The following is a 15786-nucleotide window of genomic DNA, read 5'->3' on the forward strand; positions in this document are numbered from 1 at the left end:
GCCGGGGCCGATGAATGCGCAGCACTGGCTGGGCACGGACGAACTGGGTCGCGATGTCGCGACGCGGCTGATCTATGGCGGGCGGGTGTCGCTGGCCGTGGGCCTGGCCGGGGCGATCATCGCCACCATTGCGGGCACGCTGGTGGGGGCTTTGTCCGGTTTTTATCGTGGCTGGACCGATGCGATCCTGATGCGGTTCACCGATGTGATGCTGTCGATCCCGACGCTGCCGCTGGTGCTGTTGCTGTCGGGGCTGTTCCGACCAAGCCCGCCGCTGCTGGTTGCCATTGTCGGCATGCTGATCTGGATGGGGACGGCGCGGCTGGTGCGCAGCCAGTTCCTGGCATTGCGCGAGCGCGAATTCGTCGAGGCGGCGCGGGCGCTTGGGGCAGGCGGGGCGCGGCTGATGTTCCGGCATATCCTGCCCAACGCGATCGGGCCGATCACCGTGGCGGCGACGCTGGCGGTGGGTAGCGCCATCATGCTGGAATCGGCGCTGAGCTTTCTGGGTTTTGGTATTCAGCCGCCAGTGCCGACCTGGGGCAATCTGCTCAATAGCGCCAGTTCGTGGCTGAGCGTGGCGCCATGGCTGGCCATCCCGCCGGGGCTGTTGATCCTCTGCACGGTGCTGGCCGTCAATTTCCTTGGCGATGGCCTGCGCGACGCTATGGAACCCAAAGAGTAGATTTTTCGCCCTCCGGACTGGTGACGTCTCATGGATGCTGCACGCCTGATTGATCTGCAAAGCCGCTATATCGTTGACCAAGGGCCAAAGCCGCTGGCGCATGGCAAGGCGGTGGCCTCAACCGGCAATCCCATCGTCACCGAGACGGTGATCGAGACGCTGGCGGTCGGTGGCAATGCCGCCGACGCGGCGATTGCCGGGGCGCTGGTGCAGGCGGCGGTCGAGCCGCACCTGACCAGCCATGCGGGCATGGTGTCGTTTCTCTATTGGGATGCGAAGACGCAGAAGTCCTATCAGCTCAATTCGCTGGGCACGCTGCCGCATGACCTGTCGCCGTTCCGGCCGATCAATGGAGTTGGCGGCTGGGCGCGCGAGGGTGCGCCAGGGCCGCAGGCTGCCATTCCGGGCTTCATGCCGGGGCTCGGCGCCATGCATGAGCGGTTTGGCACCATGGATTGGTCGCGGCTATGCGAGCCGGCGATCCGCTGGGCGGAGGAGGGGCATCCGGTCTCCTCGTTCGAATATGGGGTGAATGTCTTTGCCGCGCCGTTCTCGACTTATTTTGAGGAAGGCCGGGCGGTGTTCATGCCGGACGGGTATCTGCCCCCGGTGGGGAGCGTGGTGCGCAATCCGACATTGGCCAAGACGCTGATGGCGCTGGCAGGGGAGGGGCCGGGCTATTTCACGACCGGCCAATGGGCGAGCGATTTCGTCAAGGCGGGCAATGATCTCGGCTGGGCGGTGCGGATGGATCACATGACGGCCAATCCGCCGCGCTGGCAGGAGCCGATGGCGTTTTCTCATCGTGGCCACGAGATCGTCAGCCTGGCGCCGCCGGAGCGCCAGGCGGTGTTCTGTTCGCTGGTGCTGGGCGTTTTGGAGCAGGCCGGCATTGCGGAGATGGAGCCGTTCGGGGCCGACTATCTGTTCTTCATGAGCCACGCCTTGCGGCTGGCCGAACAGGCCTGCGGGTTCCTGCATGACCCGGAATATTTCGGGGCAGCGGCGGGACCGATCATGGACTCGAGCTATCATCGTTCGCTAGCAGCCATGATCGCCGCCAGCCGACCCAAGGTGGACCTGACCAATCATGTGCGGCTGACCACCGGTGCGGCTGCCTTCGCCGCCTCGGGCTGGAACAGCGCCAAGTCAAAGGCGCCGGTCGGTAGTTGTGAGATTTCCATCGTCGACAAGGACGGCAACTGGCTGCAGATGATGAACACGGTGCAGTCGGGTGGCATTCCGGGCATGGCCGTGGGTGGAGTGGCCATGATGGGCTCGCATGAGCAAACCAGCATGAATGCGCATTTTTCCAACTGGCGCACGCCCGGCGCGCGGATGCGCAATATCTTGGGCAACACCTTCGTGATGCGTGATGGCAAGCCGTGGCTGGCACTGGGCACGCCGGGCAACGTGTACGCCACCGTGGCGCAGATGCTGGTCAATATCCTGGATTTTGGCATGACGCCCGACGCTGCCTCCGATGCGCCACGCATGCTGCCGCTGGAGGATAATTACGCCCTGACGGTCGAGAGCCGGATTTCGCCGGAAGCGGTGCTGGGCGTCACCGCGCTCGGCCTGCACCTGACGCCGATGCCGGCCTGGGACTGGAATCAGGGATCGTTCCAGATGTGCTGGCGAGATGGCGATACCTTGACTGCGAGCGCCGACTTTCGCCGCACTGGCAAAGCTGCGGGGCTACCCTAAAACCTCGACACTGTGTGCTTCGACCCACAGAGGCACCGCCTTTGCGGTGACCGCGGTGCCTGTCGACTGGCTTCGAGGCCAGCGCGCCTAGCGGGCGAATTTTGCGACTGGCACGCCCGGCACCTCGACCCGAAAACTCACGATGCCATCACGACCCGGGCCGGCGGTCCCGGATTCCAGACTGGTTACGAAAACAGTTCGGAGGTCCGGGCCGCCGAAGCATGGCATGGTCGGGTGAGCGAGCGGAACCTTGACCGCATCGAGCCATTTGCCATCGGCGGAGAAGCGATTGACCTGGCCCGCGGAGGGGCCGGCCGACCAGTAATTGCCTGCCATGTCGCAGGCGCCGCCATCGAACCGGCCGTGGCTGTCGTCGTGATCACTGAGACGCCGCCGGTTGGTCACGTTGCCGCTGGATGGGTCGAAATCCCAGGTATCGAGCCAGTAATCGCCGCGCGAGTCCGAGTGATAGAGCCGCGTGCCCTCGGCACTCCAGGCCAGGCCGTTGGAAATGGTCACGCCTTGGCTTATCACCCGCACGTCGCCGTCGGGCGCGAAACGATAGAGCACACCCGCGGGGGCACCATCGCCGCTGGCGTCCATGCTGCCGGCCCAGAACGCCCCGTCAGGACCGACCTTGCCGTCATTGAGCCGCATGCCCTGCTTGGCGTGGCGCACACGGGCCACAAGCTGGCGGTCGCCGCTTTTCCGGTCAAACAGGACTACTTCGTCGTGCAACGCGATCACGAGCCGGTTGCCCTGAGCGAGTCCAAAGCTGCCCACAGGCTCCCGGAGGCTCCAGTGTGATCGCCTGCCGCTGGCGACATGCAGTGTGTGGATCGCCCCCTCGGGAATATCGCACCACAACAGTTGCCCATTTTCGGCGTCCCAGACCGGGCTTTCGCCCACCGCGAAGCGCCCGGACACCACGAAATCCACCTGCGGCTGTGCCATCAGCTGCGCAGTGTCACGTCGTGGGCCAGGCTCCATTCGCGGTAACGCCGGCGGCCGCCTTGCAGGTGCTGGCGCATGGCGGCGCGGGCCGCATCGGCCTGCCGGTCGTTGATCGCCTCGAAGATGCGGCGATGCTCGATCTCGATATTGCCGAGAAACTCGGTCTTGTCCTTCTCGTCGGTGAAGCTGGCGCCCAGCGCCCGGCGCGGGATCAGCCGCTCACCCATCTCGTCGACGAACAGGCGAAAGCGGCCATTGTTGGTAGCGTCGGCGATGGCGCGGTGAAAGGCGCGATCGGCGTCGGTGGCCAGCGAGTTGTCCTGCAGATGCCGGGCGAACTGGCTCATCGCCTGTTCCATGCGCAACAGGTTGGTTTCGGTGCGCCGCTCGGCCGCAAGGCCCGCCGCCTCGATTTCGACGCTCATGCGGAACTCCATGAAATCGAGCACATCGCCGATGTCCTGCGGCGCTTCCATGAACATCGAGCCACCAGCCAGCGCGGGCGGTTCGCTGACATAGACGCCGCTGCCCCGTAGCGAGCGCAGCCGGCCCTCGGCCTTGAGGCTGGCAATGGCTTCACGCACTACGGTGCGGCTGACTGAAAATTGCTCGCAGAGCCGGTCGGCCGCGGGCAGCTTGTCGCCGGGCTTGAGGTTGTCCTGCGCGATCAAGGCCACCAGATCCTGCTTGACGCGGTCGGTAAGCCGTACTGCTTGCACTTCCAATTCGTTCATCCCCAAGCCTGTGCCGCAGGCAAATCATGGGCTTCGATACTAATCGCATCCACCTGCCGGCGGTAGCGATAGCGCGGCCTAGCGTCGAAAAATAGGACTGCCATCCCGCCGGGCTCTTGTAGCATGAGCAAATCTTTCATACAACTTTGGAGAAATCATAAAACAAGGCGCGTGAAACATGTATGTCGGCACCCAGCTCAGCGGTGAAGCATTCGAGGCGGTAGGCGATCGCTATCTGCGGCAGTTGGCGCAACTGGGGGTCAGGCATGTCTGTGTCGACCCCGTCGGCAATCCGCATGACTGGACCCGCGATATTCTGGCGCGCCACATCGATCGTATCGATGCAGCAGGCCTCGTGCTCGACATGGTGCAGTTGCCGATGTCCTCGGCCGGGGTCGACAAGGTCAAGTCACCCTCGATCGTTTTGGGCCAGGATCCCGATCGGCAGCGGGAGGTGGATGGCATATGCGCGCTGATCGAAATGCTGGGTGCGCTGGGTATCAGGGCCACCAAGTACAATTTCAATATCCTGGGTATTCCGCGTACCACCTCCGAGCGCGGCCGGGGCGGGGCGGTGCTCTCGACCTTCCGGCACGACCAAACTACTGATCAGGATACGCTCAGCCGCGCCGGGCAGGTGAGCACCGAGCAGATGTGGGAGCGCATCACCTGGTTCCTTGAGCGCGTCGTGCCGGTGGCCGAGGCCAGCAAAGTTCGTCTCGCCTGCCACCCGCACGATCCGCTGACGCGGCCCGGTTATCGCGGCATGGAGGAGCGCGTTCTGGGCAGCGCCGATGGGCTCAAGAAGTTCGTTTCGATCGCCGAAAGCCCCTATCACGGGCTCAATTTCTGCCAGGGCACCATCGCCGAAAGCCTGGTCAATCCGCGCGAGGAAATCGGCGACATCATCCGCTGGTTCGGCAGCCGCAAGAAGATTTTCAACGTGCATTTCCGCAATATCAAAGGCGGCCGCTACTCCTTTACCGAGGAATTTCCCGACGCCGGCGACATGGATATGGCCGATAGTCTGCGCATCTATCACGAGGTCGGTACAGACTGCATGATCATGCCTGACCACGTGCCGGATATTGATGGCGAAGCGCCGTTCGAGGCCGCATTTGCATTTTGCTACGGGTATATCATCGGGCTGTTCCAGGCGAATGGCTGGGATCCGTACGGGGCTTAGGGGCCGGCGGTGCTTCAACCTTCGCCCGCTCGTTGAAAAACACGAGGCCCGGATCTTGCGATCCGGGCCTCTGCGCCGGGAGGCGTGCGCGGGGAAATCGTTCAGCGATGCGAGGCGATCAGCGCTGCCAGGGTGTCGCGCTCGCTGCCGGTCAATTCGGTCAGCGGGCTGCGCACCTTGCCGGCAGGTCGGCCGATCAAATCCGCGCCGGCCTTGACCATTGATACCGCATAGCCGCGCTTGCGATCGCGCAGCTCGATCAGCGGCAGATAGAAGCTCTTGAGCAATGCGGTCACGGTGGCGGAATCGCGCTCGCGGACGGCGCGGTAAAACCGCAGGGCCAGCTCGGGCACGAAGTTGAAAACGGCCGACGAATAGGTGGTAACGCCCATCTCGAGATAGGGCTGGGCGAACACTTCCGCCGTCGGCAACCCGCCGATATGCACCATGCGGTCGCCGATCCGGCTGGCGATCTGGACCATCAACTGCAGGTCGCCAATGCCGTCCTTGTAGCCGATGAGATTGGGGCAGGCCTCCGCCAGCTTTTCCAGCGAGTCCGGGGTCAGCCGCGTATTGTCGCGCGCATAATAGATCACGCCAATGCCCACCGCGTCGCAGATCGCCTTCATGTGAGCGATGATGCCCTCCTGTTCGGCAAACATCAGGTAATGCGGCAGGACCAGGATGCCCGCCGCACCGGCCTTTTCCGCGCGTCGCGCCAGGTCCACCGCCATGCGGGTGCCATAGCCGACCCCTGCCAGCACCGGCACATTGGGCGCGCTATTGGTCACTGCCGTGCGGATTACGGCGTCATACTCGTCATAGCCAATCGAGAAGAACTCGCCGGTGCCGCCCGCCGCGAACAGGCCTGCCGCATCGAACGAGGACAGCCATTGCAGCCGCCCGGCATAGGATTTCTGGTCGAACTCCCCGTCCGCATCGAAATCCGTCACCGGGAAGGACAATAGACCCGAACCGATCTTGGCCTTGATTTCGTCGAAGGTCACGTCCATCTCCTGGCGTCTGATATTAGTATTACTGTTTGGAGCTAACATCCTGCAATATCCGCTGTCAACGACCCCTAAGCAACGTTCTGACAAAGGCTCATTGAAAAGAAGTATGATTTATTATTGACAAGGGCAGGGCAGTCATACGAAGCTCCCGCCAGCCATCGCCGACACGGGATTACTCCGGCGGACCCATGGCCCACGCTCGATGGGAGGGAACATTGAAGCATCTCAAGCTTGCCGCTTTGGCGGGGATATCTTTTATCACATTGGCCGGCGCCGCCTTTGCGCAAGACTATCATCAGGCGCCGATGCTCGACGCATTGGTGACTGCCGGCACGCTGCCTGCCGTGACCGATCGCGTCGGCACTGATCCGCGCGTGCTGACGCCGGTCAGCGAAGTGGGCCAATATGGTGGCACCTTCCGCGGCGGCATGGTCGGCGGCACCGACCGCAACATGCTGTTCACCTATTTCGGCTACGAGCCGCTGCTCGCCTGGGATGCCACCTGGACCGGCGATGTCCACCCCAATGTTGCTTCGGCTTATGAGGTCAGCGCCGATAGCTCGGCCTTCACCTTCACCCTGCGCGATGGCATGAAATGGTCCGACGGCACGCCCTATACGGCCGATGACGTGGCCTTCTTCATCAACGATGTGCTGCCCGACGACAAGCTGTTCCCGACCAAGCCGGGCTGGCTGACCGTGGCGGGCGAACTGCCCGCCATCAAGGTGGAGTCGCCGACCAAGTTCACCATTTCCTGGAGCAAGCCGAACGGCCTGTTCGTCCTCAATGCCGCCAGCGTCTATGGCGTGCAATTGACCCTGCTGAGCAAGGCGTACTGCAGCCAGTTCATGCCCAAGTACAATCCTGACGCCGATGCCAATGCCAAGGCCGCCGGCGCTGCCGACTGGGCCGAGCGCATGGTCAGCATGTGTGGTGTCGGCATGGAAAACATCGAGCGCTGGCGCAATCCAGAGCGGCCGACAATCGAAGCCTGGCATGTGGTCGAGCCCTATGTGGCCGGCGCTACCCGGGTAACGCTCGACCGCAACCCCTTCTACTGGAAGGTCGATACCGCGGGGAACCAGCTTCCCTATATCGACAACCTGAGCATGTCGGTCAGCGCCGAACCCCAGACCCTGGTGCTGGGCGTGCTGGCCGGCGATATCAGCTATGAAGTGCGTCACACCGCCACCACGGCGAACCTGCCGGTCTATGCCGATGGCGCCGAGGCGGGCAAGTTCCGCATCAGCCCGCGCGTGTCGAAGGTCGGTAACGAGCTGGCTGTTTCGGTCAACCTGAACTCGCACGATCCGGTCAAGCGGCCGATTTTCGACAATAAGGACTTCCGCGTCGCGCTGTCGCTTGGGCTCGATCGCCAGGCGATGATCGATGCGCTCTATCTCGGGCAGGGCACCCCGCAGCAGGTCTCGCCGACCAAGGGCACGCCGTTCTACAACGAGAAACTGGCCACCCAGTACATCAACTACGATGCCACGGAAGCCAATCGGTTGCTGGACTCCATTGGTCTGGACAAGCGCGGCAGCAACGGGTTCCGGCTGGCGCCTGATGGCAGTGCGTTGGTTATCAACCTTGCCACCATCACGGCACTCGGCGCGTCCGCCGACGCCGGTGAAATGATGGCACAGTATTGGCAGGCCATCGGCCTCGATATCCGCTTTACCGTCATGGACCGCACCCGGTTTTACGAAGAAAAGACCGCCAGCGCCCACGATATCGTCATCTGGGGTGCGACTTCGGGCGGCGTCGATGTCTATATCGATCCGCGTGACTATTTCCCGTTCACCACCGAGTCAAACTTCGCCGTCGATTGGGCCAAGTTCTATATCCACGACGGTGGCGAGGAGCCGCCCGAATACGTGAAAAAGCAGTGGGATCTCTACGACGCCATCAAGGCGACGGCGGACTCCGATGAACAGGTCAAGCTGTTCCAGCAGATTCTCGATATCACGGCCGACCAGTTCTACCAGATTGGCGTCACCACGCCGGCTCCGAAATACGCCATCGTCGCCAACAACCTAGGCAATGTCCCCGATGAGACACCGACCGGCTGGATCCATCCCGATCCGGGCACGCTGAACGTCGAGCAGTTCTACTTCAAGCCGTAACGCGATGCGATGGCCCGGCCTGCGATCGTCGCGGGCCGGGCCACTCCCCACCACGGGCAGGATGCTGGGCTGATGCTGATCTATATTTTGAAACGGATGCTCGGGATGATCCCGGCCATGATCGCTATCTCGATCCTGGCCTTCACGGTCATCCAGCTGCCGCCCGGCGACTATGTCTCGACCTATGCGGCCCAGCTTGCCCAATCCGGCGAGACAGTGGACAGCGACATGCTCAACAGCCTGCGCGACCGCTATGGGCTGGGCGAGAATGTCGTGGTGCAATATTTCAAGTGGATCGGCGGCGTCGTGCAGGGCGATTTCGGCCAGAGTTTTGAGTGGAACCAGCCGGTGACCGAACTGGTCTGGGGCCGCATGGCGATGACAGCGCTGATCTCCTTCGTCACGCTGATCGTGATGTGGTCGTTTTCCTTGCCCATCGGCGTCTATTCGGCGGTTCGGCAATATTCGGCGGTCGATTACATCGCCACGGCCTTCGCCTTTCTCGCCATGGCGACACCCAATTTCCTGCTGGCGATCCTGCTGCTCTACGTCTCCACCATGTGGTTCGGCGTCTCGGTCGGCGGGCTGTTTTCGCCCGAATTCGTCAATGCCGGCTTCTCGCTGGCTAAGGTCTGGGATTTCATCACCCATGCCTGGATTCCCGTCTTCGTGCTGGGCACTGCCGGCACCGCCTCCCTGATCCGCATCATGCGCGCCAACCTGCTCGATGAGTTGCACAAGCCCTATGTTGAGGCAGCACGCTCCAAGGGCATGCCCGAGACGCGGCTGATCCTAACCTATCCGGTGCGCGTGGCGCTCAATCCGTTCATTTCCACGGTCGGCTGGGTGCTGCCGGCGCTGATTTCGGGCGAGCTGATCGTCTCGACGGTGCTCAACCTGCCCACCGCTGGGCCATTGCTGCTGCAGGCGCTCAAGAGCCAGGACATGTATCTGGCGGGCGCCTTCATCCTGCTCAATGGCGGGCTGGTGCTCATCGGCACGCTGATCTCCGACATCCTTCTTGCCATCTCCGACCCCAGGATCCGACTGTCATGAGCGTCGATACGCAATTGCCGCCCAGCGACGACGACCTGCTCGATCGCCAGATCGATGCCGGGCGCATGCAGGCAGCCGGCCAGTGGGTGCTGATTTGGCACAAGTTCCGCAAGCACAAGCTGGCGCTGGTGTCGCTGTTCGTGGTCGGGCTGATTTATCTGGTGGCGCTGTTCGCCGAATTTCTGGCCCCGGCCGATCCGGGTAAGTTCGATCCGCGCTATACGTTTGCGCCGCCGCAATCGATCGGGCTGTTTGCCGATGACCGGCAGGGCGGGCAAAGCTTCCAGCCTCATGTGACCGGCTACAAGATTACGCTCGATGTCAAAAGCTTCCGCCGCGTCTTCGTGCCCGATCCCGATGTGATCGTGCCCATCGGCTTTTTCGTGCAGGGCCAGCCCTACAAGATGTGGGGCCTGTTTCCGAGCAACCTGCATTTCATCGGCCCGCTCGACCAGAGCCAGCCCTTCTTCCTGATCGGCGCTGACCGGCTGGGCCGCGACCTGCTCAGCCGCACCATTCACGGCACCCGCATTTCCATGTCCATCGGCCTGGTAGGCGTTGGCCTGTCGCTGCTGATCGGCATGACCCTGGGCGGTATCTCCGGCTATTACGGTGGCATGGTCGACCGCGCCATCCAGCGCGTCATCGAGTTCATCCGCTCCGTCCCCACCATTCCGCTCTGGCTCGGCCTTGCCGCCGCCATGCCCAAGGATTGGCCGCCGCTGCAAATCTACTTCGCCATCCTGATCATCCTGTCGCTGATTGGCTGGACCGAAATCGCCCGCGTGGTGCGCGGCCGCTTCCTCAGCCTGCGCTCCGACGATTTCGTCATCGCCGCCCGGCTCGATGGCGTCAGCGAATTTCGCCTGATCATGCGCCACATGATGCCCTCGCTCTATTCCCACATCATCGCCGCCATAACCCTCGCCATCCCCAATATGATCCTCGCCGAAAGCTCGCTGAGCTTCCTCGGGCTTGGCCTGCAACCGCCCATCGTCAGTTGGGGCGTGCTGTTGCAGGATACGCAGAACCTGCGCGCCATCACCCAGGCGCCGTGGCTGTTCGTGCCCGGCATCTGCATCGTAATCGCGGTGCTCAGCCTCAATTTCCTCGGCGATGGCGTGCGCGACGCCGCCGACCCCTATGCCAAGTGAGTTTGCGATGACCGAAATTCAGGCTCCCATTCTCAAGGTTCGCAACCTCACCGTGGATTTTCCCATCCACAAACAGGTCGTTCACGCGGTCAAGGATTTCAGCTTCGAGCTCAATCGCGGCGAGACACTCTGCGTCGTTGGCGAGAGCGGTTCCGGCAAATCGGTGACCGCTCGCGCTATCCTGCAGCTGGTCGCCGCGCCGGGCGAAATCACCAATGGGCAAATCCTGCTCTCGACCGAGACCGGCGAAACCGACATCGTCGCCCTGGGCAATCGCGGCGAAGCGATCCGCAAGATCCGCGGTCGCCGCATCGCCATGATCTTCCAGGAGCCGATGACGTCGCTTTCGCCCGTCCATACCATCGGCCACCAGATCATCGAGGCCATCCGGCTGCATGAAACCATCAGCAAGGAAGACGCCCGCAAGCGCGCCGCCGCGCTGCTCGACCGGGTGCGTATTCCCAATCCCGACGCGGCGCTGGATCGCTACTCTTTCGAATTCTCGGGCGGCATGCGCCAGCGCGCCATGATCGCCATGGCTTTGTCGTGCAATCCCGAAATCCTCATCGCTGACGAGCCGACCACGGCGCTGGACGTCACCACCCAGGCCGAAATCCTGTCGCTGATCCGCGAATTGCAGCGCGACCGCGGCATGGCCGTGCTGTTCATCACCCATGACATGGGCGTCGTCGCCCAGATCGCCGACCGTGTCATGGTGATGTTCCGCGGCGAGAAGGTCGAGGAAGCCGGCGTCTTCGATCTGTTCGAAAATCCGCAGCAGCCTTATACCCGCGCGCTGCTCGGCTCGGTGCTGAAATTGGAAACACCGGGCCCACGCCCGACCCGTCCGGTCTCGGAACAGCCGATCGCCCAGATCAAGGATTTGTCGCTGCATTTCCCGCTCAACCTAGGCATTCTGGGCAAGCCCGCCGCCTATCTCAAGGCTATCGATGGCGTCAGTTTCACCATCAACCAGGGCGAGACGGTCGGTGTCGTCGGTGAGTCAGGGTCGGGCAAGACCACGCTGGGGCGCACGCTGCTGCGCGTCTATAATCCCACTGCCGGCCAAGTGAACTACTGGCAGGGCGACGGCAGCGAGGTCGATATCGCCAACCTGTCGCGGCGGCAGATGAAGTCGCTCTACGGCGAAGTGCGGATGATCTTCCAGGACCCGCATTCCTCGCTCAATCCGCGCATGACCATCTACCAGATAATCTCCGAGCCGCTGCGCACCAATACCGACATGTCCGAGCGGCAAATGCTCAACCGCGTCGAGGACCTTCTCACCCGCGTCGGTCTGCCCGCTGATATCGGCGATCGTTATCCGCATGCCTTTTCCGGCGGGCAGCGCCAGCGCATTTCCATTGCCCGTGCCATCGCCGTGCGCCCGCGCCTGATCATCGCCGACGAGCCGACCTCGGCGCTCGACGTGTCGCTGCGCCATCAGGTGCTGGACCTGATGCGCGACCTGCAGTCCGAATTCGGGCTCTCCTACCTGTTCATCTCGCACGACATTTCGGTCATCCGCTATTTCTGCGACCGGGTGGTCGTGATGAAAAATGGCAAGATCGTCGAGATCGGCGATGTCGCCCAGATTTGCGAAAACCCGCAGCACGACTATACCAAGACCCTGATCAGTGCCGTGCCACGGCCCAATCCCCGTCTGCGCGCCGACGCGCCCGCCTGAGGATTTTGCTATGCCCCAAGTTTTGCTGACCGGTGCTTCGGGCCGCCTGGGCACCCATTTGCGCGCCTGGTTCGCGGCGCGGGGCAGGGCGGTTCTGGCCACCGATATCGTTGCGCCCGAGGATCACGGACCCGTCGAGATCGCCGACCTGGCCGACAGCGCCGCCGTCGACCGGCTGATGGCGCAAGACATTTCCGCCGTCGTCCATTTCGGCGGCATGTCCAAGGAGGCCGGCTGGCAGACCGTGCTCGATGCCAATATCGTGGGCGCCTACAATGTCTTCGAAGCCGCGCGCAAAGCCGGCGTCGGACGCGTCGTCTTCGCCTCGTCCTATCATGTGCAGGGTATGTATCCGCTCGACGCCACTCCGGTGGCGATCGGCGATGCCTATCGGCCGGACTCGCTCTACGGCGTCTCCAAGGCCTTCGGCGAAACCCTGAGCCGGCTCTATTTCGATAAATTCGGCATAGAGTGCCTCGCTATCCGTATCTGTACCGCCGGCAATCCCGGGACTTCGCGGGAGGCCCGGCTCTGGTGCAATCGGGACGATCTTGCGGCCTTGGTCGAGCGCGGCCTCGATATGCCCGACCTTGGCCACCGCACCGCGTTCGGTATCTCCAACAATCCCAACGCCTTCTATGTCAATGCGCCCGATCCGGAACTGGGCTGGGCGCCGCAGCATGGCTCGACCGAACTTGGCCAACCCGATCCCCATGCTTCCCTCGACCCTAATGACCCGCGTCATCTGTATACCGGCGGCGTCTTCGCAAACTGGGGACATTTCGATGATAACTGACGCTGGCGCTTCGTTGGCGCACGCCGTTGCAACTATCGTCTGAAATGGCCACTCCCCGGTTCCGCCGGCGCACCATAATGCGACGATGGGCGCCTAGAATTCGCCTTGAGCCCGGCATTGGCTGACAGAACGGCGGAGCCGTCGGTCCGCAGGATGGCGTCGATACGGCGGACAGCTGCGACGAATGCGTGGGCTTTCCTGCTAGTGATGTTGCAGTGTAGCGTCGGCGCATGGGTCGACAGAAACTTCAAACTTACCGTGCAAAGCGGGACTTCTCGAAAACCACCGAACCAAGCGGTGGGGGCGGTGGCGGGAGTAGCCGTTTCGTCGTTCACAAGCACTCCGCCACGGCCGATCACTACGATCTTCGGCTTGAACTGGACGGGGTGCTGAAGAGCTGGGCGGTGCCGAAGGGACCCTCGCTCAATCCGGCCGACAAGCGGTTTGCCGTGGCGACGGAAGATCATCCGATCGAGTATATCGACTTCGAAGGCGTCATTCCCGAGGGGGAGTATGGCGGGGGGCCGATGATCGTGTGGGACACCGGCGAATGGGCGCCGATGGGCGATGCGGCCTCGGATATTGCCAAGGGCAGTTTCAAGTTTCGGCTGGCGGGGCAAAAGCTCAAAGGCGGGTGGATGCTGACCCGGCTCAAGCCGAAGCCGGAGGACAATGGCAAGGTTGGCTGGCTCCTGTTCAAGGAGCACGACACGGCGATGAGTACCGAGGTCGATATCCTCGCCGAACGGCCCGAAAGCGTCAAATCGGGTCGGCGGATCGAAGAGCTGGTCGCGGTGCCGGTTCAGCCGCAAAAAGTGAGCAAGCCGGTTCCGGGAAAGGCCCCGGGTGCGGTCAAGGCGCCGATGCCGGCGACGATGGAACTGCAGCTTGCCAGCCCGAGCGCCGCTCCTCCCAAGGACGGGAAGTGGCTGCATGAAATCAAGTTCGATGGGTATCGCACGCTGGCATTCGTGGAAGCTGGAGCGAGCCGTCTGATTACCCGGGGCGGGCTGGATTGGACGCGTCGCTACGGCGATTTGCCTGCGGCCTTTGGCGCATTGCCCTGCCGCCAGGCGATCATCGACGGCGAGATCGTCGTGCTCGATGAAAAGGGCATCAGCCGGTTTGCCGGGCTGCAGGACGCCTTGTCGGAGGGGGCAGGCAACAAGCTCGTATTCTACGCTTTCGACCTGCTTTATCTGGACGGATGGGATTTGCGCGCCGTTCCGCTGCTCAAGCGCAAGGCGCTGTTGGCGCAACTGCTGGCAGGGCATGTCCATGGCCGCTCGGCAATACAGTACAGCGATCACGTCGAGGGCGATGGGGGCCCGCTCTATGAACACGCGTCGGGCGAAGGCCTTGAGGGCATCGTCTCAAAGCGTTCCGACGGCCTGCATCAAGGCGGGCGCTCGGCGAGCTGGCTCAAGGTCAAGGCGCTCAAGACCGGTGATTTCGTCATCGCGGGATATAGCGAGTCGGAAGCCAATGGGGGGATCGGCGCGCTGGCCATGGCCGAATGGGTCGATGGGGAACTCGAATATCGCGGCAAGGTTGGTACAGGCATCGACGCCCAAGCCATGGCGGCGCTTTTGCCCCGGCTGGAGGCGCTGCGGATTGCGGGGAAGCTCGAAGGCGCACCGAAGGAAATCCTGCCGGTCCGGCCGGTGTTGAATGCCAAAATTCAATATGCGACCATCACCGCCGACAAGGCCCTGCGGCACGCGGTGTTCAAGGGCCTGCGCGAGGCTGAGCTTTCGACGCCGGTGACGACGCAGCGCAAGCGCATCGTTTCGGACTCTGACCTCGCGGGCATCTGGGTGACCAATCCGACGCGGCGCCTGTTCGGCAAATCCGGCCCGACCAAGCTCGATATCGCGGTCTATTACGCGGCGGTCGGCGACTACATGCTGCCGCATCTGTTCAATCGTCCGGTGTCGCTGTTCCGCTGTCCCAGCGGCAAGCCGCATGACTGCTTCTTTCAGCGACATCCGTTCACCGGCATGCCGCCGACGCTCAAAAGCTTCGAGACCAAGAATTCCGAGGGCGAGGTCAAGTCCTTCCTGACCGTGGAGGACGCCAAGGGGTATCTGGCGCTGGCGCAGTTCGGCATCGTGGAATTTCACGCCTGGGGCACTCACGAGGCGCATCTCGACAAGCCGGACCGTGTGATCTTCGACCTCGATCCTGGTGAGGGGGTGGCGTGGCGCGAAGTGGTCAATGGCGCGGTGCATCTGCGAGGAGAGTTGGAAGCGATGGGCCTGGTGCCGTTCGTCAAGACATCGGGGGGCAAGGGGCTGCATATCGTCGTGCCGATACCGCCCAAGCGGAACTGGAAACAGACGCATCAGGCAACAGCCGGCATTGCAGCCAAGCTCGCCGCGACCGGCCCCGATACATTCGTGACCGTCATGGGCGCAGAGAACCGCAAGCGCCGCATCTTCATCGACTACCATCGCAATGCCCGCAGCGCGACGGCGGTGGCGGCCTATTCGCTGCGCGCGCGACCGCACCTGCCAGCATCGACCCCAATCGATTGGCGCGATCTGGAGTCCATCGACTCTCCCGAGGACCTGAATTACTCTTCTCTTCCAGGTCTATTAACCACAACAGGCGACCCCTGGGCCGACATTAACGAGTCAGCACGGGACTTGCCTGCATGATTTCTTGTGGTGGAGCAGTAGTGCGCGT

The 15786-nt window shown here is 62.8% G+C and carries 12 protein-coding genes; 9 read left to right on the forward strand and 3 right to left on the reverse strand.

Annotated elements, in window-relative coordinates; translation table 11 throughout:
* Together JWP26_RS06005 and JWP26_RS06010 are read left to right on the forward strand one after the other, a co-directional pair.
* On the forward strand, window positions 1–685 hold a 685-nt coding region (locus tag JWP26_RS06005; protein ID WP_299724703.1), incomplete at its 5' end, for an ABC transporter permease.
* Between the two features lie 30 nt (window positions 686–715).
* Window positions 716–2392, forward strand: a complete 1677-nt coding sequence (locus JWP26_RS06010) for a gamma-glutamyltransferase (protein WP_299724705.1) — start codon at window positions 716–718, stop codon at window positions 2390–2392.
* An 87-nt stretch (window positions 2393–2479) separates the two neighbouring features.
* Here the strand turns inward: JWP26_RS06010 and JWP26_RS06015 are convergent, their stop codons facing one another.
* Both JWP26_RS06015 and JWP26_RS06020 read right to left on the reverse strand, forming a co-directional pair.
* Window positions 2480–3346 carry an SMP-30/gluconolactonase/LRE family protein gene (locus tag JWP26_RS06015; RefSeq protein WP_299724707.1) on the reverse strand — a complete coding sequence of 289 codons (867 nt, stop codon included), beginning with the start codon at window positions 3344–3346 and terminating at the stop codon, window positions 2480–2482.
* Complete coding sequence (locus tag JWP26_RS06020; protein WP_299724709.1) at window positions 3346–4080, reverse strand: FadR/GntR family transcriptional regulator; 735 nt, start codon at window positions 4078–4080, stop codon at window positions 3346–3348. The genes JWP26_RS06015 and JWP26_RS06020 overlap by 1 nt, the downstream gene beginning before the upstream one ends.
* 178 nt (window positions 4081–4258) lie before the next feature.
* On the opposite strand from JWP26_RS06020, the gene JWP26_RS06025 reads away from it, so the two are divergent.
* Window positions 4259–5266: a mannonate dehydratase gene (locus JWP26_RS06025; protein WP_299724711.1), complete on the forward strand. Its 1008-nt coding sequence runs from the start codon at window positions 4259–4261 to the stop codon at window positions 5264–5266.
* 101 nt (window positions 5267–5367) lie between these two features.
* Here the strand turns inward: JWP26_RS06025 and kdgD are convergent, their stop codons facing one another.
* Complete coding sequence (gene kdgD / locus JWP26_RS06030) at window positions 5368–6279, reverse strand: 5-dehydro-4-deoxyglucarate dehydratase (protein WP_299724713.1); 912 nt, start codon at window positions 6277–6279, stop codon at window positions 5368–5370.
* Window positions 6280–6494: 215 nt separating this feature from the next.
* On the opposite strand from kdgD, the gene JWP26_RS06035 reads away from it, so the two are divergent.
* The 6 genes from JWP26_RS06035 (at window position 6495) to ligD (ending at window position 15758) form a co-directional block, all read left to right on the forward strand.
* Entirely contained in the window at window positions 6495–8405 is a 1911-nt protein-coding gene (locus JWP26_RS06035) for an ABC transporter substrate-binding protein (RefSeq protein WP_299724715.1), read from the forward strand.
* A 72-nt stretch (window positions 8406–8477) separates the two neighbouring features.
* Window positions 8478–9461, forward strand: a complete 984-nt coding sequence (locus tag JWP26_RS06040) for an ABC transporter permease (protein ID WP_299724717.1) — start codon at window positions 8478–8480, stop codon at window positions 9459–9461.
* 65 nt (window positions 9462–9526) lie between these two features.
* On the forward strand, window positions 9527–10615 hold the full coding sequence (locus JWP26_RS06045) for an ABC transporter permease (protein WP_299724820.1): 1089 nt from the start codon (window positions 9527–9529) through the stop codon (window positions 10613–10615).
* A 7-nt stretch (window positions 10616–10622) separates the two neighbouring features.
* Window positions 10623–12302: an ABC transporter ATP-binding protein gene (locus JWP26_RS06050; protein ID WP_299724719.1), complete on the forward strand. Its 1680-nt coding sequence runs from the start codon at window positions 10623–10625 to the stop codon at window positions 12300–12302.
* Window positions 12303–12312: 10 nt separating this feature from the next.
* The gene (locus JWP26_RS06055) at window positions 12313–13098 is read left to right on the forward strand and encodes an NAD(P)-dependent oxidoreductase (protein WP_299724721.1); all 786 of its coding nucleotides are present in this window, start codon (window positions 12313–12315) and stop codon (window positions 13096–13098) included.
* A 230-nt stretch (window positions 13099–13328) separates the two neighbouring features.
* Window positions 13329–15758 (forward strand): DNA ligase D, encoded by a 2430-nt coding sequence (gene ligD / locus JWP26_RS06060; protein ID WP_299724723.1) that lies wholly within the window; start codon window positions 13329–13331, stop codon window positions 15756–15758.
* The last annotated feature ends 28 nt before the right edge of the window (window positions 15759–15786 follow it).

The sequence above is a fragment of the Devosia sp. genome, from assembly GCF_028290435.1.
Lineage (GTDB): Bacteria > Pseudomonadota > Alphaproteobacteria > Rhizobiales > Devosiaceae > Devosia.